We start from the raw sequence: 26,274 nt of genomic DNA, 5'->3' as shown, positions 1-26,274 counted from the left end.
CGTCAGACTTTCTTGATCGTGGCTTTGCCGAACAGGCCGGCCGGCTTGACCGCCAGGACCAGCAGCAGCAGCAGCAGGCCCGGTACTTCCTTGTAGCCGGTCGAGATGTAAAAGCCGGTGGTCACTTCGGCGATGCCGAGAATCAGGCCGCCGACGATGGCGCCCATGCCGGAGGTCAGGCCGCCGATGATGGCGACCGCAAACGCTTTCAGGCCGAGCGATGCGCCCATCGTGGCGCCGGTCAGGGTCAGCGGTGCCACCAGCACGCCGGCAAATGCCGCGGTGGCCGACGACAGCGCATACGAGAACGTGATTACCATGCTGGTGTTAATGCCCATCAGGCCGGCCGCGTCGCGGTCGTTGGAGGTCGCCACCACGGCTTTGCCGTAGATCGATTTGCGGTTGAACAGTTCGACCGCCAGCATGATCGCCAGCGCGCCGACAATCACCGCCACCTGCATCTGCTGCACGTTGGCGCCGAAGATCTGGAACGGCGTGGAGCTGAGCGGGGAAGGGAAGGTCAGGTCGTCCTTGCCCCAGATATTTTCGGCGACGTTCTTGAAGATGATCGCCAGCGCGATGGTCGACATGATCCAGCCGAATTCGGATTTGATCTTGATGGCCGGGCGCACGCCGATCCACTCGACGAAGATGCCTTGCAGCGCGCCGAACACCAGCACGATCGGGATCATCAACAGGTAGCTCATGTACGGGCCGCCGTGGAAGGTGCTCACCAAGGACAGGCCAACCAGCGCGCCGAGCATCAGCGATTCGCCCTGGCCGAAGTTGAGGGTGCCCGAGGTGGCAAACGTCAGTTGGTAGCCGAACGCGATGACGGCATAGATCATGCCGAGCGCGATTCCGCTAAAGACTAGCTGTAATAGAATTTCCATGATTTCATCCAATGGGCGGCGCTGACGCCACCGGTCAACAAGAAAATGGCCAGGCTTGAATGCTCAAGACTGGCCACGAAACGGCGCTGGCAGGCTTTACTTGGCGAGGATGACGCGGCCGCCTTTGACTTCACCGAATACGGTGTTATCCAGGCCGATCGCCTCGTGGTCGTCCTTGCTGTATGGCTTGTTGTAGGTAGTGACGACGCCTTCGATTTTCTCCGACAGGTTCTCCAGCGCTGCCTTCACTTTCGGGCCATCGGTGCTGCCGGCCTGCTTCATGGCCGCGGCCAGCAGGTAGATCGAGTCGTAGCCCTGTGCTGCCGATACCGGCGACGGCATGCGGTCGCCCGCTGGCTTGTACGCCTTGACGTAGGAGTCGATGAACGTCTTGCGCTTCGGCGTGTTGGCGTCCTGGATGAAGGTCTGCGGCATGCGGGTGCCGTCGCCGTTCTTGCCGGCGTTGTCGATGAAGTTACCCATCGACAGGGTCCAGCTGCCGATCAGCGGCACGGTCCAGTTCAGCTTCTCCATGCCGTTGGCGATCTGCGCCAGCTCAGGGCCGATGCCGTAGGTCAGCACGACCTGGGCGCCGGCCTGTTTCGCCTTCAGCAGCTGGGCCGTCATGTCGACGTCCTTGATGTTGTATTTTTCGACGGCGACGGCGGTGATGCCTTTCGCTTTCAGCGCTTTCTCGAGGTCTTCGCGGCCCAGTTGGCCATAGTTGGTCGAGTCGGCCAGGATCGCGACCTTGCTGAACTTGCGGCGGGCGACGGCTTCCTCGACGATCATCGCCGACTGGATCTGGTCGTTGGCCGAATTGCGGAAGATGTAGTTCTCCGGCTCTTTGGCGAACTGCTGGGTGATGATCGAGCCGGTGGCGACGTTGTTCATCACAGGAATCTTCGCTTCCTGGTAAAAACGCTGCGACGCCAGCGCCACGCCGGTGTTGATATAGCCGACGGTGGCGACGACTTTTTCCTTGTTGATCAGTTCCTGGGCGATCTGTACGCCGCGCTCCGGCTTGGCTTCGTCGTCACGCTCGATCAACTGGATCTGGCGGCCAAGGACGCCGCCCTTGGCGTTGATTTCCGCCGCGGCCAGCTTGACGCCGTCACGCATCGATACGCCCATTGGCGCCGAGCCGCCGGTAAATGGACCGGCGACGCCGATCTTGATCGGATCGGCAGCCACGGCCGACATCGAAATACCGAGTGCTACGCTCGCAACGATTGCTTTCAACTTGAAATTCATTTGTGTTGTCTCCGGAAGTGTTTTTATAGTGCCGTACGCTGGTGCACCTTGCCCCACCGATGATTCATTGTATGGGACCATTTTGCTAACAGCAATGATTTGCTGTGACAAATCACCTCACGCAACCGTGTAAGGAAATGGTAAGCAAACAAGGGTAGGAACTACGGGAGGTATGGCGCAAAGCAATAAAGGCCGCAACAGTGTGCGGCCTCCCCAATATGGTGCGAAATGAGTTGGTCAAATCAGCTTAACGATGCCAGCGAGAACCAATACCGACGCCACCCCAGTTCCGTCCGCCGCGGTGCCCATGTCCGCCCCAGCTGCGCCCGAACATGAAGTCGAGCCCAATTGACACCGGTGGATAATAATAAGCCGGCGCCGGCGCATACATCGGCGGCGCCACGTACACCGGCTGCGGCGCGTAATACGGGTTCGGCGCGTAGTAGTTGTTCGGCGCGTAGTAGTTGTTTGGCGCGTAGTAGTTGTTTGGCGCATAGCCGGCTTGCGGCGCATAGGTCGAAGCAACCGCACCCGAACTGTACTGGTCAGACCAGCCATTATCGACTTTGCCGTAACGGTCTCGCGTGCCCGGCGGCACTGGCGTTACCGAAACGACGTGCCACTGGCTCGGATCTGCCGGCGCCGGTGCATACTGGGTGGAATAGTTGCGCGAGGCCGGCGCCGTCGCGCATCCCGCCAGAACAGCGGCGGCAGCAATTGTCAGCAAGAATTTCATAATGTCCTCACGAATTTGTTACCAGTACTATAGGAAATTTAGGATTAGCCTGCCACACAATTTGGCTTTTGTTACAAACCACATGTTACGGAAACATATGGAACAGGCCTTTCTGATCCGCCCGGCAACTGCTGCCGACAGGTCGGCGTTGCGCGCCCTGATCGAGCGCTCAGCGGCGGCGCTCAGCGTCGGCTTTTATACTCAGGAACAAACCGTTGCGGTCACCCGCGAAGTGTTCGGCGTCGATAGCCAGCTGCTCGCAGACGGCACCTATTATGTCGTCGAAACGGGCGGCGCCATCGCCGCCTGCGGAGGCTGGGGCAAACGCTCGACCGGCTTTGGCGGCGACCAGGCCAAATCGGCGCCCGAACCGCTGCTCGATCCGGCCACCGAGGCGGCCAGGATCCGCGCCTTTTTCGTCGAACCGGCGTGGGTGCGCCGCGGCCTGGGCTCGCTGTTGATGACGCACTGCGCCGCCGAGGCCAGCGCCGCCGGCTTCGGCGCCCTCGAACTGGTGTCGACCTTGCCGGGCGTGCCGCTGTACCGCGTGCTCGGTTTCACCGACGTCGAATCGTTCGACCTGCAGCTGTCGGACGGCGTGCGGGTGCCCGTCGTGCGCATGCGCCGCACGGTGTTGGAGCGGACATGACCCAGTACTCGCACATGGTCGGCGCCAGGACCTAAGCCTTTGCCGACCTGCGCGCGCTGATGGCGCGCGCCACGCACGGACGGACGCTACGACATCGGCTTCGTCATCGCCGACGGCCTGTCGGCGCTGGCGATCGAGCGGCATGCCTTGCCATTCCTGCGCTGCTGGCTCGACTTGCTGGCGCCGGCATCGCTGTCGGTCGCGCCGCTGGCGATCGTCAAGCAGGCAAGGGTGGCGGTCGGCGACGAAGTCGCGCAGCTGTTAGGCGTGGAACTGGTGGTCGTGATGATCGGCGAGCGCCCCGGCCTCAGTTCGCCCGACAGCATGGGCCTTTACCTGACCTGGCAGCCGTGGGTCGGCATGACCGACGAACGGCGCAACTGCATCTCGAACGTGCGGCCGGAAGGGTTGGATTACTATACCGCCGCGCGCAGGCTTCACGACCTGGTGGCCGAAGCGCGCCGGCGCGGCGTGTCCGGCATTGCCTTGAAAGACGACAGCGACGATGCGGCATCAACGCTCGACGTCCGCGCGAACTTTCTGCTCTCAAACGGGTCTGACACATAGTGTCAGACTTCTTCAACGCTTATGCGAGGATGGCGACAAGGCCATCGAGGCCGGAGAAGTTCAGCGCCACGCCCGCCTGGGCACGCACCACCGGCTTCGCGCGAAACGCCACCGACAGTCCCGCGACCGACATCATCTTCAGGTCGTTCGCCCCGTCCCCCATCACGATCGCCTGCTGCGTGCCGATGCCAAGTTCCGCGCAGACGCGTTCCACAGTCTGTTTCTTGACCTCGGCGTCGACGATGCCGCCGACAACGCGCCCGGTCAGCTTACCGGCGTCTATTTCCAGCACATTGGCGTGCGCATAGTCGAGCCCGAGCCGATCGCGAAGGCGCTCGGTAAAGAAGGTGAAGCCACCCGACACGAGCAGCGTCTTCAGGCCGGCGGCCTTGACCGCGGCCAGCATCGCTTCGCCGCCCATCGACACCTGCAGGCGCTCGTCGTAGACGCGCTGCAGTGCGCTGGCGTCGAGACCCTTCAGCAGCGCCACGCGCTGGGTCAGGCTGGCGGCAAAATCGAGCTCGCCGCGCATGGCGGCCTCGGTGATGGCCGACACCTGAGGCTTGAGGCCTTGCATGTCGGCGATTTCATCGATGCATTCGATGGTGATCAGGGTTGAATCCATGTCCATCGCCACCAGGCCGAAATCGGCCAGGCTGCGCCCGGCGGCGATGAAGGTGGCGTCGATGCCGGCCGCGAAGGCCGCCTGTTCGACCGCGGCGCGGGTCGCCGGAAAATCGTCGACCGTTTCGGCGCGCAGCGCGTGCGAGCCCAGTTTGGCCCAGCGCGCCGGATGTGCCAGCGCGGCGATGCGTTCAAGTGCCGGCAGCGTCGCGCCGGGGCCCTGCAAAACCAGGTTCATCGTCATGGGTAATTACGCTAACAGTTGTTTGATGGTTTGCTTGACCTGCGTCACGCGGGCGGCCAGGTCGGGCATGCTGGCGGTGATCTTCAGCTTGTCCTGGCCGGCCAGCTTGATGTGGCGATTTTTCTGGATCAGGGCGATGATGCGCATTGAGTCGATCGGCGGGTTGACCATGAACTGCAGGTTGGCCGCTTCGCCATGCGCGTCGATCTTGACGATGCCGACCGCCTTGGCGGCGATGCGCAGGCGGTGCGTTTCGATCAGCGCCTTGACCGGGTCGGGCAGCTTGCCGAAGCGGTCGATCAGCTCCTCCTGCATGTCGTCGACCTTGTCGGCGGTGGCGCAGTTTGCCAGGCGCTTGTAGATCGACAGGCGCTCGTGGACGTCGCCGCAGAAGTCGGAGGGCAGCAGCGCCGGCACGTGCAGGTTGATTTCGGTGGTGGTCGCCAGCGGCGCGGCCAGGTCCGGCTCCTTGCCGGCCCTGAGCGACTTGACCGCCTCGTGCAGCATGTCGGAGTACAGCTGGAAACCGATTTCGAGCATCTCGCCGGACTGGTTCTCGCCGAGCACCTCGCCGGCGCCGCGGATTTCGAGGTCGTGCATGGCCAGGAAGAAGCCGCTGCCCAGTTCTTCCATCTGCTGGATGGCGTCGAGGCGGCGCTGCGCCTGCTTCGTCAGGCTCATCACGTCGTGCACCAGCAGGTAGGCATACGCCTGGTGGTGCGAGCGGCCGACCCGGCCGCGCAACTGGTGCAGCTGGGCCAGGCCGAACTTGTCGGCGCGGTGCATGATGATGGTGTTCGCGGTCGGCACGTCGATGCCGGTCTCGATGATGGTAGTGCACAGCAGGATGTTGTAACGCTGCGCCACGAAGTCGCGCATCACCTTTTCGAGGTCGCGCTCGTGCATCTGGCCGTGGGCGACGGCGATGCGCGCTTCCGGCAGCAGTTCGGTCAGCATCGCCATCCGGTTCTCGATGGTTTCCACTTCGTTGTGCAGGAAGTAGATCTGGCCGCCGCGTTTGAGTTCGCGCAGGCAGGCCTCGCGAATGACCGAACTGTCTTCGCTGCGCACGAACGTCTTGATCGCCAGGCGCTTTTGCGGCGCGGTGGCGATGATCGAGAAGTCGCGCAGGCCCTCCAGCGCCATGCCGAGCGTGCGCGGGATCGGCGTTGCGGTCAAGGTCAGCACGTCCACTTCGGCGCGCAGCGACTTGAGCGCTTCCTTCTGGCGCACGCCGAAGCGGTGTTCCTCGTCGATGATGACGAGGCCCAGGCGCTCGAACTTGACGTCGGGCGAGAGCAGCTTGTGGGTGCCGATGACGATGTCGAGCGTGCCGTCGGCCATGCCCTTGATGGCGGTATTGATCTCTTTGCCGGTGCGAAAGCGCGACAGTTCGGCGATGCGCACCGGCCAGTCGGCGAAGCGGTCGGCGAAGGTCTGCGCGTGCTGTTCGGCCAGCAGCGTGGTCGGCGCCAGGATGGCCACCTGCTTGCCGCCCATGACGGCGATGAAGGCGGCGCGCAGCGCCACTTCGGTCTTGCCGAAGCCGACGTCGCCGCACACCAGCCGGTCCATCGGTTTGCCGCCGGTCATATCCTTGATGACGTTCCTGATCGCTTCTGCCTGGTCGGGCGTTTCGTCGAAGCCGAAGCTGTCGGCGAAGTTCTGGTAATCGTGCGACGAATACTCGAACGAGTGGCCCTTGCGCAGCGCGCGGCGGGCATACAGGTTGAGCAGCTCGGCGGCGGTGTCGCGCACCTGTTCGGCGGCCTTGCGCTTGGCCTTTTCCCACTGCCCGGAGCCGAGCGAGTGCAGCGGTGCGTCTTCCGGCGAAGCGCCCGAATAGCGCGAGATGACGTGCAGCTGCGACACCGGCACGTACAGCTTGGTGTCCCTGGCGTACTCGAGGTGCAGGAATTCGGTCTCGCCTTCGCCGAGGTCCATGCTGGTCAGGCCCATGTAGCGGCCGATGCCGTGGTTGATGTGCACCACCGGGTCGCCGATCTTGAGCTCCGACAGGTCGCGCACCATCGACTCGACCTGGGTGACGGTTTCCTGCTTTTTCTTGCCGACGCGGCGCCCTGAGCCGGCATACAGCTCCGTCTCGGTGATGAAGACGATATGGCCGGCGCCTTTGTCGAACAGCTCGAAGCCGGCCTGCAGCGGCGCCACGCCGAGTGTCAGCTTGGCGCTCGATGCGCAAAAGCCCTCGAAGCCTTCGACCGCGGCCAGCGCCAGGCTGTATTCGTTGAAGTACTGCAGCAGCGTTTCGCGGCGGCCGTTCGATTCGGCGCAGATCATCACGCGGCCGTCGTTTTGCGCCAGGTAGCTGCGCAGGTTGGCCAGCGGGTCGTCGCTGCGGCGGTTGACGGCGATGTTCGGCACCGGCGCCGACAGCTCGGAGGCGGCGGTGTCGGCATCCTTGACGATTACCCAGCGCGGATACGGCTTGGCCAGCGTGAAGAAGGTTTCGTCGCTGAGGAACAATTCATCCGGCGGCAGCAGCGGGCGGTCGCGGTCGGACTTGAGGAAGCGGTAGCGCGACTGCGTGTCGAGCCAGAAACGCTTGATGGCCGCGTCGATGTCGCCGACCAGCGCGAGCGAGGCTTCCTGTGGCAGGTAGTCGAACAAGGTCGCGGTTTCTTCGAAAAACAGCGGCAGGTAGTATTCGATGCCGGCCGAGGCGATGCCGCTGCCGATGTCCTTGTAGACCACCGTGCGCGAAGGATCGCCCTCGAAGCGTTCGCGCCAGCGGCTGCGAAAGCTGGTGCGGGCCGGTTCGTCCATCGGGAATTCGCGCCCGGGCAGCAGGCGCACTTCGCGCACCGGGTACAGCGAACGCTGGGTGTCGGCGTCGAAGGTACGGATGGTTTCGATCTCGTCGCCGAACAGGTCGAGCCGGTACGGCAGCGTGGAGCCCATCGGGAACAGGTCGATCAGGCCGCCGCGCACCGAGTATTCGCCCGGCGACATGACCTGCGACACGTGGGTATAGCCGGCCAGCGTCAGCTGCGCCTTGAGCTTTGCCTCGTCGAGCTTTTCGCCCTGCTTGAAGAAGAATGTATAGGCAGCGAGAAAAGAAGGCGGCGCCAGGCGCACCAGCGCCGTGGTGGCCGGCACGATCAGCACGTCGCACTGGCCGTTTTGCACTTCGTGCAGCGTCGCCAGGCGTTCGGACACCAGGTCCTGGTGCGGCGAGAAGGCGTCGTAGGGCAGCGTTTCCCAGTCCGGCAGCAGGTTGCAGGCCAGTTTGCCGTCGGCGAACCACGGAATCTCGTCGAGCAGGCGCTGGCCGTCGCTGGCGTTGGCGACGATCACGGTGAGCATCTGCCTGCGCGATTTCAGTTCGAGGCCGGCCACTGCCAGCGCATACGCGTCGGCCGATCCGTACGAGGCCGGCAGCGCAAAACGGGCGCCGGGCTTGGGAAGCGATTTCTTTAAATCGAAGGGCATTGAGGGGCGAAGCGATGGGCTTTAATGACTAATTATAGTCGTATTCGCCCATCGAAGCGGGGCGCTTGCGCCACGCCGAGCTAGGCCTCAGGGCGCCGGTTGGCGATCCCGAACGGCACATGGACCATCGGGATGGTCCCGCCGGGCGACGACTTCAGGTGGGTCAGCTGGTCGTCGAAGAAGATATGCGGCTTGAACACCGACAGCACGCGCGCCTTGTCCATCCCGCCGAGGAAAAACGTCTCGTTGGCCGATACGCCCCAGCTTTTCAGCGTGGTGACGACGCGCTCGTGCGACGGCGCGCTGCGGGCGGTGATGATGGCGATGCGCAGCACCTTGCGGTAGCCGGGATCGCGGCGCTGCGCGCGTTCTTCCATGCGCTGCATCAGCGCCAGCTTCTGGAACATGTCGGCCAGCGGGCCGGGCGCATGCGGGCGGTCGACGTGCAGCGCCTCGTGCGCGTGAAACTGATCCAGTCCGTCCTTCTTGAAGACGCTTTCGGCCTCGTCGTCGGCGATCACGCCGTCGAAGTCGAAGGCGACGCGCAGCTCGACGTCGTCATCGTCGTCGACGATTTTCGACGGCAGCACCAGGCCGGCCGGGTAGTTGGCGGCGATCGCGCTCTTGACGTCTTGCTCGTTCGCGGAGAGGAACAGCGACGTGTTAAAGGCCGGCAGGTAGGGGTAGGGCGCGGTGCCGGTCATGAAGGCGGCGCGTGAAATGTCGAGGCCATAGTGGGCGATCGAGCGCATCACGCGCAGCCCGGTCTCGGGCGAGTTGCGCGAAAAGAGCACCACCTCGACCGGCATCTGGCGCGGGAAGCACTTGTTAATGTTGAGGAAGCGGCGGATGAACGGGAAGGCGACGCCTTTGCCGAGGATGACGTCGATATTGCGTTCCTGGAAATTGCGGTATTCGTCCGGGCCGCTGTCCTGGTACACCTGGTGCGAGCCGGTGAGGTCGAACAGGGCACTCGAGGCGACCCCGATCACCAGCTTGTTCTCGATCTGAAACGCCATCAGTGTTCCTCGTCGCTGAGTTTTTGGTAGATCGCCGTCGCCGCCGGATCGAGATGCTGGAGCACGAAGGGATCGTCGGGCGCGTACTGGCCGGCGTCGACCAGCACGCGCAGCATGCCGATGCGGTCGGCCTGGTCAAGGACGCGGGCGAGGGCAAGGGCGTCCTTTGCGCCGGCCTGTTCGATCGCGTTCGATACTGTAACAGGGAACTCCCACAGCGCGGCGATGCGGGCCGACAGCAGCTGGGAGTCGGCCAGCAGCGCGGCGCAGAACTCGTCCGACTGCGGCAGCGCATCGCCGGTGTAGATCTGGTCGATCAGGCGGAACGCGACGATCAGCCCGACCTGGTGCAGCAGGCCGGCCAGGTAAGCCTCGAAGGGATTGGCGCCGCTGCCGGGAGCGAGCATGCTGGCGGCCAGCGCGCAAGCCTCGGACTGGCGCCACACCTGGGGCGCGACCTGGTGCGCGAACTGGCCCGGCTGGTTGCTGATGATCGGGCGAAAGGCCACGCGCGCGAGCAGCATGCGCATGCCGTTCTGCCCGAGCAGCATGATCGCGCCTTCGATCGTCTTGATCGGCGCGGCGGGGCGGTAGTAAGGGCTGTTCGCCTCGCGGATCACTTCGGCCACCAGCACCACGTCCTGCGCCAGCTGGCGCGATAGTTCGGCGCCGGAGACGCTGTCGTCGCGCAGGCTGCGCAGCAGTTGCGGGATCACCGCCGGCACCCGCGGCACCAGGTCGGACGCAGATTGCGGCGCTTCGACCAGGCGTTTGAATTCTTCGAGGATCAGTTTTTCGGTGGACGGCAGGATGTCGTCGCGCGGCGGGCCGGCGAGCCAGCGATAGAAGACCGTGCGAACGTCATCCTGCTGCGGCGCAGGCGCGGCGTACTGCGCGTGCACCGGCTGCTGCTGCTGCTGCTGCTGCTGCTGCTGCTGCGCCACGATCGCGGCGGCGGCAGTGCTGGCGGCGGCGGGACGAAACCATCGTGCGATCCAGTTGATCATCGGCGCGGAGGACAGGATGCTAAACAAGCATTTTACCCGACAAGCCAGCCGGGCACGATTGTCGTTCCAAGGCGCTTCGACTTGCCATGGCGCAATGAACCAGTCGCCCCCGGAGGTATATTTTCCTGTCGCGTGCCGCCATCGGAGCAAGAATATGCCAGCAAGCTCGTTCTTCGATCGATTCCGGATACTGCTGGTAGCGGTGCGCTACGCCATCTGCGAGTCAGGCGACTTCGCGCGCTTCATCATGCGGCCGCGCCGCGCGCGGGGCAAACCGTCGACCCGCAAGGAACGTATCAATCGCATCATCTTCTTCACGCTGGCATGGCTGCTGGTGAGCCTTCCGCTGGCAGCTCTACTCAATTCGCTCGAAGCAGCGGCCGGCATCGGCTACAAGACGCCGCGCCTGACGGAAGACGTACTGGCCGCGGTCATGGTGATCGGCGTGCTTGGGCCGATGATCGAGGAGCTGGTGTATCGGGCCGGCTTGCGCATGCCGGTGTTTTGCCTGATCCTGGTTCCGGTCGTCGCCGTCGCCACTGTCGCGCCGTCGATGACGGGAGCGGCAGTGAGCTCCTTCACGGCGCTGGCACTGTGGACCATCGCCATCGTGGCGCGCCGCCGCGCGGCTGCATCGGCGGGCGCCAGAACGCAGATGGCGAAAGCGTTTATCCACGGCTATCCGAAGGTCTTCCACCTGAACTGCTACCTGTTCGCGATCGCCCATGCCAGCACGTACCAGTTTGTCGGCATGCAGGCGCCGCTGATCTTCATCCTGGTGTTCCCGCTGGCGATCGGCGCGGCCGTCATGGGTTACCTGCGCATCCGCGACGGCTTAGGCAGCAGCATCATGGTGCACTGCCTGTACAACATGGTCGGGATAGGGGCCATCGCCTGGGCGACGCGGATGTAAAAAGCGGGACCGATGCATCGCATGGGTCCCGCTTTTGTCGTATCAGCCTGTCATGTCAGACATGAACGCGCTTCGCATTGCTGGCGGCCCAGCGATACAGCGACGCCACGATAGTGGCGCCAAGGATCGTCGCCACCAGCATCAGCTGCGTCTCGGACAGGCCGTTGGCGATCGCCAGCGGCTCGCCGGTGCCGGTCGAGACGATCAGGCCGGCCAGCGCCACGTTGAACAAGCTCTCGCCGACGATAAAGCCCGACATGATCAGCACGCCCATGCGCTTGGCCGGTTCGCCCCAGGTGCGCTTGCTGACCGCGCGCTCGAAGAAAAATCCGGCGAAGGCGCCGACAACTACCGGCAAGGTGACAGTGCTCGGCAGGTAGATCGCCAGGCCCACGCCCAGCGGCGGCAGGCTGTACTTGTTATTGCTCGATTTTTTCAGCGCGAAGTTGATCAGCACGAGGATCAGGCCGATGATGGCGCCGTAGCCGAGCAGGTTCCATGGCAGGTCGTTGCCGATCACGCCCTTGGCCAGGGTCGAGATCAGGGTCGCCTGCGGCGCCGCCAGCGGGGTCGATGAAATCGCCTGCAGGTTGGGCGCGCCGGCGAAGCCGTTGGCGCGATTGAGCAGTTCCAGCACCGGCGGCACCACGGCCGAACCGGCGGCGACGCCGATCAACAGGCCGACCTGCTGCTTCCACGGCGTGGCGCCGACCAGCTGGCCGGTCTTCAGGTCCTGAAGGTTGTCGTTACCGATGACTGCTACCGCCAGCACCACGGTGGTGACGAACAGCGCAAAGGCGATCAGCGCGTGCGCCACTTCAGGACCCATCATGTGGCGCCCGGCCATGCCGACGCTGAGCGAGGCGCCAAGGATGGTGAGGATGGCAATGCCGGACACCGGAGAATTCGAGGAGCCGATCAGGCCAGCCATGTAGCCGCACACCGCGGCGGCGAAAATACCGGCGACGAGGATGTAGCCGACCCCGATGGCCACCAGCGTCACCGACACGCTGGCCAGCACGCCGCCTTGCAGGAAGGTGGCCAGCAGCCAGCCGGCCGGCACCATCATGATCAGCGTGACCAGGCCGACGATGAAGATCGGGATGTCCTGTTCCTTGCGGTCGATGACCGCGCCGGCCGTCTTGGCGTGGCGGGCAGCGGCCATGGCCGACTGCAGGCCGCCCAGGACGGGCTTGGCCAGGCCGGCCAGCGTGACGATGGCGGCGAAGCCGATGGCGCCGGCGCCGATCAGGCGCACGTCTTTTTTCCATACGCCGAGTGCGAGGTCGGCCGCCGACAGGGCAGGATTCGGATTCCAGGTGGTGAGCATCGGCACCAGGACGCCCCAGGCGATTGCCAGGCCGACCAGCATCGCGATGCCGACCGTGATGCCCATCAGGTGGCCGGCGCCGATCAGCGCAAGCGAACTCGATGCGCCGATGCCGGTGGCGCCCTGTCCGGTGCGGAAGTAGACGGCGACGTCGGCGGCCATCAGCTTGGCGCCGGCGAAGGCGGCAAACACCGCCGAGGCGACACTGCCCCAGATCACCGCGCGCAAACCGGCCTTGCCTTCGGCGGCGCCGCTGCGCGAGGAGGTGCCCACTTTCAGCACTTCGGCCGCGGCCACGCCTTCCGGATATGGCAGGTCGGATTGCGACACCAGGGCGCGCCGCAGCGGCACCGTGTACATCACGCCGAGAACGCCGCCGATGGCGCAGGCGCCGAAGGTCGGCCAGAACGGCACGTTGGCCCACCAGCCGATCATCAACAGGCCAGGCAGCACGAAGATCACCGACGCCAAGGTGCCGGCGGCCGAAGCGATGGTCTGGACGATGTTGTTTTCCTGGATCGTCGCATCCTTGAAGGCGCTCAATAGCGCCATCGAGATCACCGCGGCCGGGATCGAGGTGGCGAACGTGAGCCCGACCTTGAGCCCGAGGTAGACCTGGGCCGCGGTAAAGATCAGGGTGATGATAATGCCGAGCAGGATGCCCCGGATCGTGATTTCCTTTGGTCCAGCCAGTGACACCGTCGCCATGCGCAGCACTCCATGAGGGTTATTTTGTGAAAAAGCGTCTTATTATAACCGCCACATCGCAAATTCCCAAGCGCCGGTGGGGTCTGACCCGTTTTGTGGGCCGGACCCCGGTGTGCTGCCGCTAACTCAACCGGGATCAGCCCCCCCAACGGAAGACCCGGGGTCTGACCCTGGCGGTGGCGGTGGCGGCGCGGCCGGCACGTCGATCGACTTGAACTCGGTGGTATCGGCATATTCGGCGTAGATCCAGTCGTCGTCCTGGCGCAGCACGCCTTCCGGCGCGCGGCGCGCGACTTCCGGGCGTTTGGCCAGCGCCACGCGCATGTAGTCGATCCAGATCGGCATCGCCAGCGTGGCGCCGAACTCGCGTCCGCCGAGCGACTTCGGCTCATCGAACCCCATCCACGCCACCGCCACCACGTTGGCGCCGTAACCGGCAAACCAGCCGTCGACCGCGTCGCTGGTGGTGCCGGTCTTGCCGGCGATGTCGCTGCGGCCGAGCTTCTGCGTGGCTGCCGCGCCGGTGCCGTAGCGGGTCACGTCGCGCAGCATGCTGTCGGTAACGAAGGCGTTGCGCGCGTCGAGCACGCGGTTCTCTTCCTGGCCGGCGACCGGCGCCTTGAACACGTCTATCGGCACGCCGCGCGCATCCTCGATCTTGCTGATCAGGTAAGGTTTGACCTGGAAGCCGCCGTTGGCAAACACCGCGTAGGCGCCGGCCATCTGCAGCGGCGTCGCCGCGCCGGTGCCAAGCGCCATCGTCAGGTTCTTCGGATGTCGCGCCGGGTCGAAGCCGAACTTGCCGAGGTAGGCATGCATGGCCGGCACCGTGACCGCGCGCAGCAGGCGCACCGATGCGATGTTCTTCGAGTGCGCCAGCGCGTAGCGCATCGTGATCGGGCCGTCGAACACGCCGTCGTCGTTCTGCGGCGACCAGGTCCTGCCGGCGTCTTCGCCCGGCATGTCGAGCGGCGCGTCAAGGATACGCGTGGCCGGAGAAAAGCCTTTTTCGAGCGACGACGAAAACAGGAAAGGCTTGATCGCGGAGCCGGGCTGGCGCCAGGCTTGCGTGACGTGGTTGAACTTGTGCAGGTTGAAGTCGAAACCGCCGACCAGCGCACGGTAGGCGCCGGTGCCGGCATCGATCGAGACGAAGGCGGCCGATACCTGCGGCAGCTGAACGATGCTCCACTTCTTGCTTTCCTGGCTGACCCGGATGATGGCGCCAGGCGCGATGCGCGCGGCGCTTTTGGCGCCGGCCGATAATCCCGCGGCCGCAAATTTGAGCCCGGCGCCGGTAATGTCGATGGTGTCGCCGTCCACCGTCTCGGCCCGCACCAGCTTGGGCGATGCAGTCAGCACCACCGCCGGCAGCAGGCCGTCGCTCGAACGGCGCTTTTGCAGCGCCTCGTCGATCGCATCCATGCGCTCCTGCGGATCGGCCGGCAGCTCGATGGCAGCTTCCGGGCCACGGTAGCCGTGGCGCTGGTCGTACGCCAGCACGTTGCGCCGCATCGACTGGTAAGCCGCGTCCTGGTCGGCCTTGACGATGGTGGTGGTGACGACGACGCCGCGGGTGTAGGCCTCTTCCTTGAGCTGCGCGTACACCACCTGGCGCGCCAGTTCGGCGACGTATTCGGCGTGGGTGCCGAATTCCTGGCCCTTCTGGTTGATGCGCAGCGGCGCGTCCTGCGCCTGCCGGTACTGCGCTTCGGTGATGTAATCGAGCTCGCGCATGCTTTTCAGGACCAGCTGCTGGCGCTCGCGGGCCCGCTTCGGATTGGTTACCGGGTTGTGGCGCGCCGGGTTCTGCGGCAGGCCGGCCAGCATCGCCATCTCGGCCACCGACAGGCTGGCAAGCGGCTTGCCGAAGTAGATCTGCGACGCGCTGCCGAAGCCGTAGGCGCGCTGGCCGAGATAGATCTGGTTCATGTACAGTTCGAGAATCTCGTCTTTCGACAGCTTGCCCTCGATCTTGTAGGCCAGCGCGACCTCATTGAGCTTGCGGCCGATGAGCTTCTCGCGCGACAGGAAGAAATTGCGCGCCACCTGCATCGTGATGGTCGAGCCGCCCTGGCGAAAGCCGCCGCCCAGGTTTGACTTGGCAGCGCCCATCGCGCGGATCCAGTCGATGCCGCCATGTTCGTAAAAGCGCTTGTCCTCAATCGCCAGCACCGCCTTCTTCATCAGCGCCGGCACCTTGGCGATCGGGACGACATCGCGGTGTTCCTCGCCGAACTCGCCGATCAGCACATGGTCGGCGGTGTAGATGCGCAGCGGGATCTTCGGCTGGTAGTCAGTGACGGCGTCGATCGAGGGCACGTTCGGCAGCAGCGCCGCCACGCCGTAGATGATGGCGCCGATGATCAGCAGGACGGCGATGGCGGCCAGCAGGAAAAATCCGCGCGCCGTGCGAGGCCGCATGTAAGGTGATGTCAAGTTCTGCTCTCCAGGTAAGGCCATACCGGTAATGATGGCGATGCGCGGCAAATTATAAGCCGCTACCGGTTAAGCCAACCTTAAGCCATGGTACTGCCGCGCGCATAGTGCAATCAGCAAAGGCGCGCGGGGCGATACTTTCGAGTCCTTGAAGGAGTACCGCTCAGACGTACGCCAGGTCGTGCTGGCGGATCAGGGTGTCGAGCCACTCGTCGCTGTGACCGAAGCGGTAACCGAGCCTGGTGGCGCGGCCGGTGTCGACCATCAGCTGCGACGGCAAGTCGAACGGGCTCAATTGGCCGGCCGGCGCGGCGTTCTGCACCGGGATCGTCTTGACCGGTTCGCCCAGCGCCATGCCGACGCGCTGGTACAGGTCGAAGGCCGACAGCGCGCCGTCGCAGGCCGCGTTGACCGGGCCCTTGAAGTCCTGCGCCCCGGTCCACAGCAGGAAGTCGCTGACCGACTGCATCGACATGAACGAGGAGGCCGCGGCCGCATTCGAGTAGCGCAGCGGCGCCTGCTGGCGCACCAGGTCGACGTAATGCGCCAGGCGGCCGGTGAAGTCTTCGGCGCCGGCCAGCACGTGGCCGATCCGCACCGTCACGACCGGCAGTGTGCCGTCGCGGTACAGGTAGGCTTCGGCCTGCAGTTTGCCCATCACGTAGCTTTCGCAGGCCAGTCGCGGGTCGTGCCATGGGTAGCCGGTGTCGATCGGCTGCGCCAGCACCCTGGCCGCCGATTCGGCGAACGGCGCGTCCTGGCTGCCCAGCAGCGGGCGGTAGAGGTCAATGGTCGACGACATGATGTAGCGTTTGACCTTGCCGGCAAAGACGCGCGCCGAGATGGCGGCGTCGAGTGGGCTGTAGCACAGCTGGTCATAAATGATGTCATAGCCGGCCACGTTGGCGAAGGCGGCGCGCATGGCAGTTTCGTTCTGGCGGTCGACGCAGATACGCTCGATGCGGTTGCCGAATGGGTCGCTGGTGCGGCCGCGGGTGGCGATGGTGACACGGTGGCCGGCCTGGAGCAGGCGCTGGACCAGCAGTTTGCCGAAATAGCGGGTGCCGCCGATAACCAATATATTCTTGCGCATGGCGTTTCCTTATCGAATCGGTTATATTTTCCTCCCCGGGCACAGAAGCATCAAACGAGAAAAATTTAGCCCATGAGCAAGATAAACTTATGCATGGAGGCGACTTGAAGCCCATGCGCAGTCTCTCCGGGCTGATCGACTTCGAGTGCGCCGCGCGCTGGGGCAGTTTCAAGCTGGCCGCTCAGGAGCTGCACAAGACGCCGGCGGCGATCAGCCAGCAGGTCAAGCACCTCGAGGAGACAGTCGGCTTTGCGCTGTTCATCCGCCACGCGCGCCACGTCACGCTGACCGAAAAAGGCCACGAGCTGGCCATCACCGTGCGGCGCATGCTGGGAGATTTGCGCGCCAAGATCGGCGCGCTGCAGGAAGGCGACGAGGAATCGATCCTGCGCATTTCGACCACCCATTCGTTTGCCATCAAGTGGCTGGTGCCGCGCATGCACCGCTTCACCAAGCTCTATCCGGAGCTCGATATCCGCATCGATTCGAACGATGCGCCGGCCAACCTGGAAGACGACAGCACCGACGTGGCGGTGCGCTACGGACCGGTGTCCGATGGCGACTCGGCGCTGCTGTTTCGCGAGCGGCTCATCGCCGTCTACAGCCCGCACCTGCTGGCGCCCGGCCAGGCCGACCTGACCCTGGCCGACCTGCCGAATTTCCCGCTGCTGTACGAGAAGACGCCGGAATCGTGGCTGCAGCTGCTTAACGAGAACAAGGCGCTGAAGGGCAACTACGATTTCTCGCGTGGCTACAGCCATTGGGGCGTGCTGGCGCAGGCGGCGGTGGCGGGGCAGGGCATCGCGCTGGTAGCGTACGGGATCGCGTTCCAGGACATCCTCAAGGGGTCGCTCAGGCAGATCAACTGCAAGAGCGCGCCTTTCGGCAGCGGCTACCGCTTCATGGTCAACCCGAACAAGGCGAGCATGACGAAGGTGCAGCGCTTTCGCGCCTGGCTGGTGGCCGAGATGGACGACATGCGCCGCGCCGGCGTGCCCATTGCCTAAAAAAATGCTGGTGTCAGGTCTGACATGTCAGACCTGACACCTGAACTAATCCGAGCAGGAAATGAAAAACGGCGGCCCGCAGGCCGCCGTTTTACTGTATGCGACTGGCTTACTTTACGCCGTGCATCAGCTTCTGGATCATCGGTGCGAGCAGGAACAGCAGCACGCCGCCGGCCATCAGCGACCAGAAGCCGAACGTGTAGCCGGAGAGCGCAGAGGCGACCGACATGCCGGCTTCACCGGAGACGTGGCTGGCGAAGATGCCCGACAGGTTGTTGCCGATACCGGTCGACAGGAACCAGCCTCCCATGCCCAGGCCAACCAGGCGCACCGGTGCCAGCTTGGTGGTCATCGACAGGCCGATCGGCGACAGGCACAGCTCACCGATCGACTGGATCCAGTACACCGCGAACAGGGTCCAGAACGGGATCTTGTTGATGGTCGGGTCGACCAGGAACGACAGGGCGTACATCAGCAGGCCGAAAGCGAGGCCGTTGAACAGAATGCCGAGGCCGAATTTACGCGGGATCGACGGGTTCACGTTCTTGCGGCCCATGGCCACCCAGATCCAAGCGATGATCGGTGCGCAGGCAATGATCGCCACCGAGTTCACGCTCTGGAACCAGGCGGTCGGGAATTCCGTCATGCCGAACACGCCGGCGCGGTTGACGATATTCTCGGCCAGGAAGGTAAACGAGCTGCCGGCCTGTTCGAAGAACATCCAGAACAGGATATTGAAGGCGAAGATGATCAGCAGGGCAATCGTCTTGTCGCGAGCGACCGCGCCGTCGCGGATGCCTTCGCGGATCAGCATGACGACGAGGCCGAGGAACAGGATCGACAGCACGATCTGCAGGTTGGCCGCGCCGGCCTTGAGCAGGAAGTACATCAGCGGGATCACGGCGATGGCGCCGAGGATCACGTACACCATGCGCATCGGGTTCTGTGCGTCCGCTTCCGGAGCGCCGATGCCTTTGAGCGCCTTGCGGCCCACGGCGAACCAGAAAAGGCTGATCAGCATGCCGATACCGGAGGCGATGAACACGACCTTGTAGGCCGGGATGTCGTTGATGCTGAAGACCTTCTGCGCCAGTTGCTGGGTCAGGATCGGCGCGACGAAGGCGCCGGCGTTGATGCCCATGTAGAAAATGGTGAAGCCGCTGTCGCGGCGGGTGTCGTCGAGCGCATACAGCTTGCCGACCATGGTCGAGATGTTCGGCTTGAACATGCCGTTACCGACGATGATCGTGGCCAGGCCAACCTTGAAGATATCAGGATCGGGAATCGCGATGGCGAACAGGCCGATGGCCATGAAGGCGGCGCCGATCAGGATCGAGCGCTGGTAGCCGATGACTTTGTCGGCGACGTAACCGCCGAATACTGCGCCCGCATACACCAGCGCCAGGTAGGAGCCGTAAGTGAGGTTGGCGTCGGCCTGGCCGGCAGCTGCACCGCCATGGAACTGGGTGACGATGTAGAGAACCAGCGCCCAGCGAATGCCGTAGAACGCGAAGCGTTCCCAAAATTCGGTCATGAACAACATCCACAGCGGACTTGGATGACCCATTATCTGCTTGAATTCTGGTATTACGACAGGCGTCGTAGGTGTAGCTGCACCGCTCATGCGGGATCTCCCGGATATAGTTATGAATGGATAATCATATGGAGCTTCTATCGCCCCTCACGCCGCCGGATGTGCGATGAGTGAGGCCATCTAATCCAATGCGCTGCATTTTAATGTAAATCGGCCGGCGCAAGCGAATTTTTGCCGGATGTGTTAAACGCGCCTCATTTGGCCGCGCGCACCCCCGCCTCAAACTGCGCTGCACAAACTAGCTTCAGTTGTCGTATATTGGCATTGCAGGCTCGTTCGTTACACAGAATCAGAAAAGGAATTTGCACTATGGACCACGACGTTGTCGATACCCTAATTTCGCCGGAAGGCCGGCTCGAAGTGCTGTCGAAAGCCGAAGTTGTCAAGCTTCTCGACACCAGCCAGGGCGGCCTGTATCAGGTTTTTCGCAATTGCGCGCTGGCGGTGCTCAACTGCGGCAGTTCGATCGACGACGGCAAGGAACTGCTGGAGCGGTACAAGTCGTTCGACATCAGCATCGTGCAGCGCGAGCGCGGCATCAAGCTCGATATCAAGGGTGCGCCGGCGATCGCTTTCGTCGATGGCAAAATGATAAAGGGGATCCACGAGCACCTGTTCGCGGTGCTGCGCGATATCGTCTTCATCAACAGCGAGATTACCGACAATCCAAAATTCGACAATTCGCAGTCGGGCGGCATCACCGATTCGGTGTTCCACATCCTGCGCAACGCCAACGTGCTGCGTCCGCAGCGCAATCCGAACCTGGTGGTGTGCTGGGGCGGCCATTCGATCAACCGGATCGAATACAACTATTCGAAAGAAGTCGGCTACCAGATGGGGTTGCGCGACCTCGATATCTGCACCGGCTGCGGACCGGGCGCCATGAAGGGCCCGATGAAAGGCGCCACCATCGGCCACGCCAAGCAGCGCCTTACCGGTGGCCGCTACCTGGGCATCTCCGAGCCTGGCATCATCGCGGCCGAATCGCCGAACCCGATCGTCAACGACCTGGTCATCATGCCGGACATCGAAAAGCGGCTCGAGGCATTCGTGCGTACCGGCCACGGCATCATCGTGTTCCCAGGCGGCGCCGGCACCGCGGAAGAGATCCTGTACATCCTCGGCATCCTGCTGCACCCGGATAACGCCGATATGCCTTACCCGCTCATTTTCACCGGCCCGGAGACATCGCGCGATTACTTCAAGCAGATCAACGAGTTTATCGGCGCGACCCTTGGCGAAGCGGCGCAGCAGCGCTACAAGATCATCGTCGACGACCCCGAATTGGTGGCGCGCGAAATGCAAACGGCGATCAAGGAAGTGCGCGAATTCCGCAAGTCGCGCAGCGATGCGTATTACTTCAACTGGCTGCTGAAAATCGACGAGGAGTTCCAGCGTCCGTTCAAGCCGACCCACGAGAATATGCGCGGCCTTAGCCTGCACAAGAACCAGGCCACGCACCTGCTGGCTGCGAACCTGCGGCGCGCGTTTTCAGGCGTGGTGGCAGGTAACGTCAAGGATGAGGGAATCCGGGCAATCGAGAAGTTCGGCCATTTCGAAATCCACGGCGACCCGGCAATCATGGGACCGATGGATGCGCTACTGTCTTCGTTCGTCGAGCAGAGCCGAATGAAACTGCCGGGCAAGACGTATGTTCCGTGCTATCGCGTGATTCAGTAGCTTAGCTGAGAGGAGTCGACGGTCGCGCCGATCCAATCGTGCGTCTGTTGACGCGGATCCCGCGTAGCGGGATCATGGACATATGAACCACGACTCGCGCTCCTTTGAAGACGACCTCTCGTCCCTGAAAGCGGACGTGGCGGTCGTGCGCTCAAACTACGTCACCAAGGCGGACCTCCAAGAGGTCCGACTTGAACTCAAGACGGAAATCCAAGACCGGCGCCTCGAACTGAGAACTGTCGAATCGAAGATTCTGAGCCGCCTTGAAACTGACATCAGCGCACTCAGGATCGACAACGAAAAGCTTCGGACCGAAATGCACGCGATGATCGCACAGGTTCAGACGAGCTTGAATGCCCAAACATGGCGGATTATCGGGATCGTCTCATTGCTCGTCCTGGCTGTATATTTGCTTGCCCGTGCGGGATACTAAAAGGGGGCTCATCCGAGCCCTCATCCCAACCAAGCTTCCTTACTCTTCCCGGCGCAAGTGCGGGAACAGAATCACGTCGCGGATATTCGGCGAGTCGGTAATGAGCATCATCAAACGGTCGATGCCGATGCCGCAACCGCCGGCCGGCGGCATGCCGTATTCGAGCGCGCGGATGTAGTCGGCGTCGTAGAACATCGCCTCCTCGTCGCCCGCATCCTTGGCCGCTACCTGCGCCAGGAAGCGCGCCGACTGGTCTTCGGCGTCGTTCAGCTCCGAAAAACCATTGGCGATTTCGCGGCCGACGATGAACAGCTCGAAGCGCTCGGTGATGCCAGGCGCCGTGTCCGATGCGCGCGCCAGCGGCGACACTTCGGCCGGGTAGTCGACGATGAAGGTCGGCTCCCATAGCTGCGCTTCGGCGGTCTCTTCGAACAGCGACAGCTGCAGCGAACCCAGGCCCGACGTGGCGAATGGCTTGACGCCGAACTTGAGCAGCTCGGCCTTCAGGAAGTCCATGTCGTGCAGCTGCTCGTTGGTGTAGCCTGGTGCGAACTTGTTAATCGACTCGACGATTGTCATGCGGTGGAACGGCTTGGTGAGATCCAGCTCGCGCCCGCCGTAGGTCAAGAGAGCGGTGCCGTGCGCGTCGACCGCGGCCTGGCGGATCACAGCTTCGGTGAAGTTCATGATCCACTGGTAGTCGGTGTAGGCCGCGTAAAACTCCATCATCGTGAATTCAGGATTGTGACGCGGCGAGACGCCTTCATTGCGGAAGTTGCGGTTCACCTCGAACACGCGGTCGAAACCGCCGACGACCAGGCGCTTGAGGTACAGCTCCGGCGCGATGCGCAGGAACATCTCCATGTCGAGCGCGTTGTGGTGGGTGATGAACGGTTTGGCTGCAGCGCCGCCGGGGATCGTGTGCAGCATCGGCGTCTCGACTTCCATGAAGTCGTTTTCTTCCATGAAGCGGCGGATCGACGACATCGCGGCGGTGCGTGCCTTGAAGGTGCGGCGCGTCTCTTCGTTCATGATCAGGTCGACGTAGCGCTGGCGGTACTTGGTTTCCTGGTCGGACAGGCCGTGGAACTTGTCCGGCAGCGGGCGCAGCGACTTGGTGATCAGGCGCAGGTTGCTGACCTTGACGGTCAGTTCGTCCGTCTTGGTCTTGAACAGCGTACCTTCGACGCCGAGGATGTCGCCCAGGTCGTAGTGATGCAGCGCTTCCATCGCGGCTGCGCCGGTCAGGTCCAGCGTGGCGTAGATCTGGATGCGGCCATCGGCGCGCGCGCCGGACGAATCCTGCAGCGTGGCGAAGGCGGCCTTCTTGCCGGCTTCGCGCTTGAGCATCATGCGGCCAGCCATGACCACGGCCACCGGGTTCGCTTCGAGTTCTTCGCGCGTCCTGGCGCCGAATTGCTCGTGAATGGCGGCGGCCTTGTGCTGCGGACGGAAGTCGTTCGGGAAGGCGATGCCATTGCCGCGCAGCGTGGCCAGCTTGGCGCGGCGCTCGGCGATGATCTTGTTTTCGTCGGCCGGCTGCGTGGCTTGGTCCTGGATGTCGGTGGTCATGATAGTTTTATTGGTAGGTTGATTTGAACGGCTGCGCTGGTCAGTCTGCGAACAGGGCGTCGATATCGAGTTCGGAGAAATCGGCGGCAACGGCGATGACGTTCTCGAACTCGTCGAAGGCGTTGGCCGGCAGGGTGGTGGTCAGCACCACGCAGCGCATGCCGGCGCGGCGCGCCGCTTCGACGCCGAGCGGCGCGTCTTCGAACACGATACAGCGTTCCGGCGGCACGGCGCAGCGCTCGGCGGCGAGCAGGAAGCCGTCCGGATTCGGTTTGCCGCGGGCGACGTCGGCTGCCCCGACGACGATATCGAAATGGCGCCGCAGGTCGAGCCCATCGAGCGTGAACTCGATGTTGGCGTTCGGCGCGGCGGTGGCCACGGCCAGCACCACGCCTTGCTCTTTGGCGCGACGGATCAGTTCATCGAAGCCGCCCACCGTCTTGCGGTGCGGACCGTACAGCTCGCGGTAGACGGATTCCTTTTCCAGGTTCAGCGCCAGCACCTCGTCGTCCTTGAGGTGTTCGCCCATGTGCGCGCGGATGATCTCCTTGCCCTGGCGGCCGGCGGTGGTGCGGAAGAACTCTTCCGCATCGATCGTCATGCCGCGCTGTTCGAAGAAGGTGATCCACGACTGCGTATGGAAGGCCATGTTGTCGACGATGGTGCCGTCCATGTCGAAGATGAATGCGCTTTTCTCGAGGCTCATTGCTTACACGCCTTGCTTGAGGGAGGCGGCGATGAAGTCATCGAGGTCGCCATCGAGCACGCCCTTGGTGTTGCCGGTCTCGAAGCCGGTACGCAGGTCCTTGATGCGCGACTGGTCCAGCACGTACGAGCGGATCTGGTGGCCCCAGCCGACGTCGGTCTTGGAGTCTTCCAGCTTCTGCTGCTCGCTCATGCGCTTGCGCAGTTCGTGCTCGTACAGTTTCGCCTTCAGCATTTCCATCGCCTCGGCGCGGTTGCGGTGCTGGCTGCGGTCGTTCTGGCACTGCACCACGATCCCGGTCGGCGCGTGCGTCATGCGCACCGCGGAGTCGGTCTTGTTGATGTGCTGTCCACCGGCGCCGGAGGCGCGGTAGGTGTCGACGCGGATGTCGGCCGGGTTGACGTCGATCTCGATCGAGTCGTCCACCTCAGGGTAGACGAACAGGCTGGTAAACGACGTATGGCGGCCGTTGGCGGAATCGAACGGCGACTTGCGCACCAGGCGGTGCACGCCGGTTTCGGTGCGCAGGTGGCCGTAGGCGTACTCGCCCTCGACTTTGAGCGTGGCGGTCTTGATGCCGGCGACTTCGCCGTCGGACTGCTCGAGGATGTCGACCTTGAAGCCCTTGCGCTCGCAATAGCGCAGGTACTGGCGCAGCAGCATCGAGGCCCAGTCCTGCGCCTCGGTACCGCCGGCGCCGGCCTGGATATCGATGAAGCAGTTGTTCTGGTCCATCGGGTTGCCGAACATGCGGCGGAACTCCATGCCTTCGATGACGAGCTTGATGGCGTCGGCGTCGACGATGACCGCTTCGAGCGTGTCGTCGTCGCTTTCTTCGCGCGCCATGTCGAACAGGTCGTGCGCGTCCTTCAGGTCGGCGTCGGCCTTTTGCAGCGTGTGCACGACGCCTTCGAGCGCCTTTTTCTCTTTACCGAGATCCTGGGCGCGTTTTGGATCGTTCCAGACGGTCGGATCTTCTAGTTCTTCGTTGACTTGTTCGAGCTTCTCTGACTTTTTATCGTAGTCAAAGATACCTCCGAAGTTCGGCTTCGCGACCAGTCAGGTCGTTAAGCAGGGCGGAGAGGGCGTTGATGCGTTCGGCTTCCATGGCGTTTCCGGTCTTGAATTGGGTTGAATCGAACCTTCGATTATACCCGACCGGAAGGGGCTAACGATTGAACGCTGGGTTCAGGTCTGACATTCGAACATTTCAAAAAGCGAAATGTCCGAATACGGTGGCTGTCAAGCTAGTTGTCGCGTGAGCCGCCTTTGAGCCGCCTTTTTGAACTCCGACGCATTTTGCGCCGGGGCTCGCGTTTCCTTGATGGTCTGGTCTGGATTGAGATGCACCTCGTTGACCGGCGTCCAGTTGCGTGTTGGGCCGGTCCACCGCAGTGGATTGGCTGCGCGGGCAGCGTCATACAACGCCTTACGGGCTGCCAGCAGGACACTGTCCAAGCCTGCATGGCGCTGAGCAGGCGTGACGAATCTAATCGTGCTGTGACGGTGCTCGTCGTTGTACCAGCGCACAAATTTGGCTACCCAGTTGCGTGCATGCGCCAGGTCGGCAAATGCTTTGCCTGGGTAATCAGGACGATACTTCAGCGTCTTGAACAACGATTCCGAATACGGGTTGTCGTTGCTCACTGCCGGCCGGCTGAACGACGGCATGACGCCCGGCGCCTGCAAGGTGGCCAGCATCGTCGACCCCTTCATCGGGCTGCCATTGTCGGAGTGCAGCGCGACCTGATTGGGCCGGATTTTTTCCCGCCCGCAGATGTCGCGCATGACCTCGGCCGCCAGACCGCTTTGTTGGTCCCGGTAGACCTGCCAGCCGACGACTTTCCGGCTGTAGATATCGATGAACATGTACAGGTAAAAATAGATTCCCTTCACCCCGCTCGGCAAATAAGTGATGTCCCAACTGTAGAGCTGGTTCGGTCCCGTAGCGCAGATAGCACGCGGCTTGCTGCGCTCTTGTCCTGGTCGCGCTGCTGCCGGTGCTTGACCATGTTGGCGTCTCTCATAACCCGATAGAACGTTGACTCAGAGGCGACATAAATGCCTTGGTCGGCCAGGCGCGGCACGATCTGGCATGGCGGAAGTTGGCCGAACTCAGCTGAGTTGACAATCCCCAAGATCTGTTCACGTTCTGACGCGCTGAGCTGATTGCGCGGGTCCTGGATACGCGTGGTACGGCCATCCGGTTCAACACCGGCCAGCTGCCAGCGCTACAGGGTACGCGGGCTCAAGCCGGCGATCGCGCATGCTCTGCACTGACGGGCCCCCTCGGCAACCGCTTTTTCGACCATTGCGATGATGTCGGCACGCGCTGCGGGTGAGGTCATTTGAC

At 63.3% G+C, this 26,274-nt stretch carries 19 protein-coding genes and 2 pseudogenes; 6 read left to right on the top strand and 15 right to left on the bottom strand.

The genetic code is table 11. The features are described 5' to 3' along the window. Positions 1–2 precede the first annotated feature (2 nt). The 3 genes from ACP7DD_RS18395 to ACP7DD_RS18385 all read right to left on the bottom strand — a co-directional run bounded on the left by ACP7DD_RS18395 (position 3) and on the right by ACP7DD_RS18385 (position 2,883). Positions 3–893 carry a branched-chain amino acid ABC transporter permease gene (locus ACP7DD_RS18395; RefSeq protein ID WP_426176249.1) on the bottom strand — a complete coding sequence of 297 codons (891 nt, stop codon included), beginning with the start codon at positions 891–893 and terminating at the stop codon, positions 3–5. A gap of 96 nt (positions 894–989) precedes the next feature. After that, the gene (locus ACP7DD_RS18390) at positions 990–2,147 is read right to left on the bottom strand and encodes an ABC transporter substrate-binding protein (RefSeq protein WP_426176248.1); all 1,158 of its coding nucleotides are present in this window, start codon (positions 2,145–2,147) and stop codon (positions 990–992) included. A gap of 247 nt (positions 2,148–2,394) precedes the next feature. Beyond that, positions 2,395–2,883, bottom strand: a complete 489-nt coding sequence (locus tag ACP7DD_RS18385; protein WP_426176247.1) for a hypothetical protein — start codon at positions 2,881–2,883, stop codon at positions 2,395–2,397. 97 nt (positions 2,884–2,980) lie between these two features. Here ACP7DD_RS18385 and ACP7DD_RS18380 point away from each other — a divergent pair, with 97 nt between their 5' ends. Both ACP7DD_RS18380 and ACP7DD_RS18375 read left to right on the top strand, forming a co-directional pair. Continuing rightward, complete coding sequence (locus ACP7DD_RS18380; RefSeq protein ID WP_426176246.1) at positions 2,981–3,532, top strand: GNAT family N-acetyltransferase; 552 nt, start codon at positions 2,981–2,983, stop codon at positions 3,530–3,532. Positions 3,533–3,622: 90 nt separating this feature from the next. Further along, positions 3,623–4,099: pseudogene (locus ACP7DD_RS18375) on the top strand (ethanolamine ammonia-lyase light chain EutC); the annotation flags it as partial. Positions 4,100–4,118: 19 nt separating this feature from the next. On the opposite strand, the gene serB reads toward ACP7DD_RS18375, so the two are convergent. The 4 genes from serB to ACP7DD_RS18355 form a co-directional block, all read right to left on the bottom strand. Next, a complete protein-coding gene (gene serB / locus ACP7DD_RS18370) occupies positions 4,119–4,961 on the bottom strand; it encodes a phosphoserine phosphatase SerB (RefSeq protein WP_426176245.1) in 843 nt (280 codons plus the stop codon). 12 nt (positions 4,962–4,973) lie between these two features. Continuing rightward, entirely contained in the window at positions 4,974–8,420 is a 3,447-nt protein-coding gene (gene mfd / locus ACP7DD_RS18365; RefSeq protein ID WP_426176244.1) for a transcription-repair coupling factor, read from the bottom strand. An 80-nt stretch (positions 8,421–8,500) separates the two neighbouring features. Beyond that, positions 8,501–9,439 (bottom strand): 5'-nucleotidase, encoded by a 939-nt coding sequence (locus tag ACP7DD_RS18360; protein WP_426176243.1) that lies wholly within the window; start codon positions 9,437–9,439, stop codon positions 8,501–8,503. Beyond that, on the bottom strand, positions 9,439–10,473 hold the full coding sequence (locus ACP7DD_RS18355; protein ID WP_426176242.1) for an HDOD domain-containing protein: 1,035 nt from the start codon (positions 10,471–10,473) through the stop codon (positions 9,439–9,441). Before ACP7DD_RS18355 ends, ACP7DD_RS18360 begins: the two co-directional genes overlap by 1 nt. Positions 10,474–10,600: 127 nt before the next feature. Between ACP7DD_RS18355 and ACP7DD_RS18350 the strand changes: the two genes are divergently transcribed. After that, the gene (locus ACP7DD_RS18350; RefSeq protein WP_426176241.1) at positions 10,601–11,359 is read left to right on the top strand and encodes a hypothetical protein; all 759 of its coding nucleotides are present in this window, start codon (positions 10,601–10,603) and stop codon (positions 11,357–11,359) included. A gap of 55 nt (positions 11,360–11,414) precedes the next feature. Here the strand turns inward: ACP7DD_RS18350 and ACP7DD_RS18345 are convergent, their stop codons facing one another. The 3 genes from ACP7DD_RS18345 to ACP7DD_RS18335 form a co-directional block, all read right to left on the bottom strand. Beyond that, entirely contained in the window at positions 11,415–13,397 is a 1,983-nt protein-coding gene (locus ACP7DD_RS18345; RefSeq protein WP_426176240.1) for an OPT family oligopeptide transporter, read from the bottom strand. Between the two features lie 126 nt (positions 13,398–13,523). Then, complete coding sequence (locus ACP7DD_RS18340; RefSeq protein WP_426176310.1) at positions 13,524–15,821, bottom strand: penicillin-binding protein 1A; 2,298 nt, start codon at positions 15,819–15,821, stop codon at positions 13,524–13,526. A 178-nt stretch (positions 15,822–15,999) separates the two neighbouring features. Continuing rightward, complete coding sequence (locus ACP7DD_RS18335) at positions 16,000–16,929, bottom strand: NAD-dependent epimerase/dehydratase family protein (RefSeq protein ID WP_426176239.1); 930 nt, start codon at positions 16,927–16,929, stop codon at positions 16,000–16,002. A 113-nt stretch (positions 16,930–17,042) separates the two neighbouring features. Here ACP7DD_RS18335 and ACP7DD_RS18330 point away from each other — a divergent pair, with 113 nt between their 5' ends. Continuing rightward, positions 17,043–17,936, top strand: a complete 894-nt coding sequence (locus ACP7DD_RS18330) for a LysR substrate-binding domain-containing protein (protein WP_426176238.1) — start codon at positions 17,043–17,045, stop codon at positions 17,934–17,936. A 109-nt stretch (positions 17,937–18,045) separates the two neighbouring features. Here the strand turns inward: ACP7DD_RS18330 and ACP7DD_RS18325 are convergent, their stop codons facing one another. After that, positions 18,046–19,560 (bottom strand): peptide MFS transporter, encoded by a 1,515-nt coding sequence (locus ACP7DD_RS18325; RefSeq protein WP_426176237.1) that lies wholly within the window; start codon positions 19,558–19,560, stop codon positions 18,046–18,048. Between the two features lie 279 nt (positions 19,561–19,839). Between ACP7DD_RS18325 and ppnN the strand changes: the two genes are divergently transcribed. Further along, on the top strand, positions 19,840–21,210 hold the full coding sequence (gene ppnN, locus ACP7DD_RS18320; protein ID WP_426176236.1) for a nucleotide 5'-monophosphate nucleosidase PpnN: 1,371 nt from the start codon (positions 19,840–19,842) through the stop codon (positions 21,208–21,210). Between the two features lie 82 nt (positions 21,211–21,292). After that, positions 21,293–21,643 carry a hypothetical protein gene (locus ACP7DD_RS18315; RefSeq protein ID WP_426176235.1) on the top strand — a complete coding sequence of 117 codons (351 nt, stop codon included), beginning with the start codon at positions 21,293–21,295 and terminating at the stop codon, positions 21,641–21,643. Positions 21,644–21,682: 39 nt separating this feature from the next. Here the strand turns inward: ACP7DD_RS18315 and lysS are convergent, their stop codons facing one another. The 4 genes and pseudogenes from lysS to ACP7DD_RS18295 form a co-directional block, all read right to left on the bottom strand. Beyond that, entirely contained in the window at positions 21,683–23,215 is a 1,533-nt protein-coding gene (lysS, locus tag ACP7DD_RS18310; protein WP_426176234.1) for a lysine--tRNA ligase, read from the bottom strand. A gap of 40 nt (positions 23,216–23,255) precedes the next feature. Then, a complete protein-coding gene (locus ACP7DD_RS18305; RefSeq protein ID WP_426176233.1) occupies positions 23,256–23,921 on the bottom strand; it encodes an HAD family hydrolase in 666 nt (221 codons plus the stop codon). A 3-nt stretch (positions 23,922–23,924) separates the two neighbouring features. Further along, positions 23,925–25,029, bottom strand: a protein-coding gene (gene prfB, locus ACP7DD_RS18300) for a peptide chain release factor 2 (RefSeq protein ID WP_131021856.1) whose coding sequence is annotated in 2 segments (ribosomal slippage) — positions 23,925–24,947 and positions 24,949–25,029 — 1,104 coding nt in all. Because the reading frame shifts where the segments join, the coding sequence is not laid out codon by codon here. A 224-nt stretch (positions 25,030–25,253) separates the two neighbouring features. Continuing rightward, a pseudogene (locus tag ACP7DD_RS18295) lies at positions 25,254–25,877 on the bottom strand (transposase); the annotation flags it as partial. Positions 25,878–26,274 lie beyond the last annotated feature (397 nt).

The organism is Massilia sp. TWR1-2-2 (genome assembly GCF_049897565.1).
In the GTDB taxonomy this organism is placed as follows: domain Bacteria; phylum Pseudomonadota; class Gammaproteobacteria; order Burkholderiales; family Burkholderiaceae_D; genus JAFCUW01.
The sequence above is the reverse complement of the archived record's forward strand: the minus strand, read 5'-3'. Positions and strand labels throughout refer to the sequence as shown.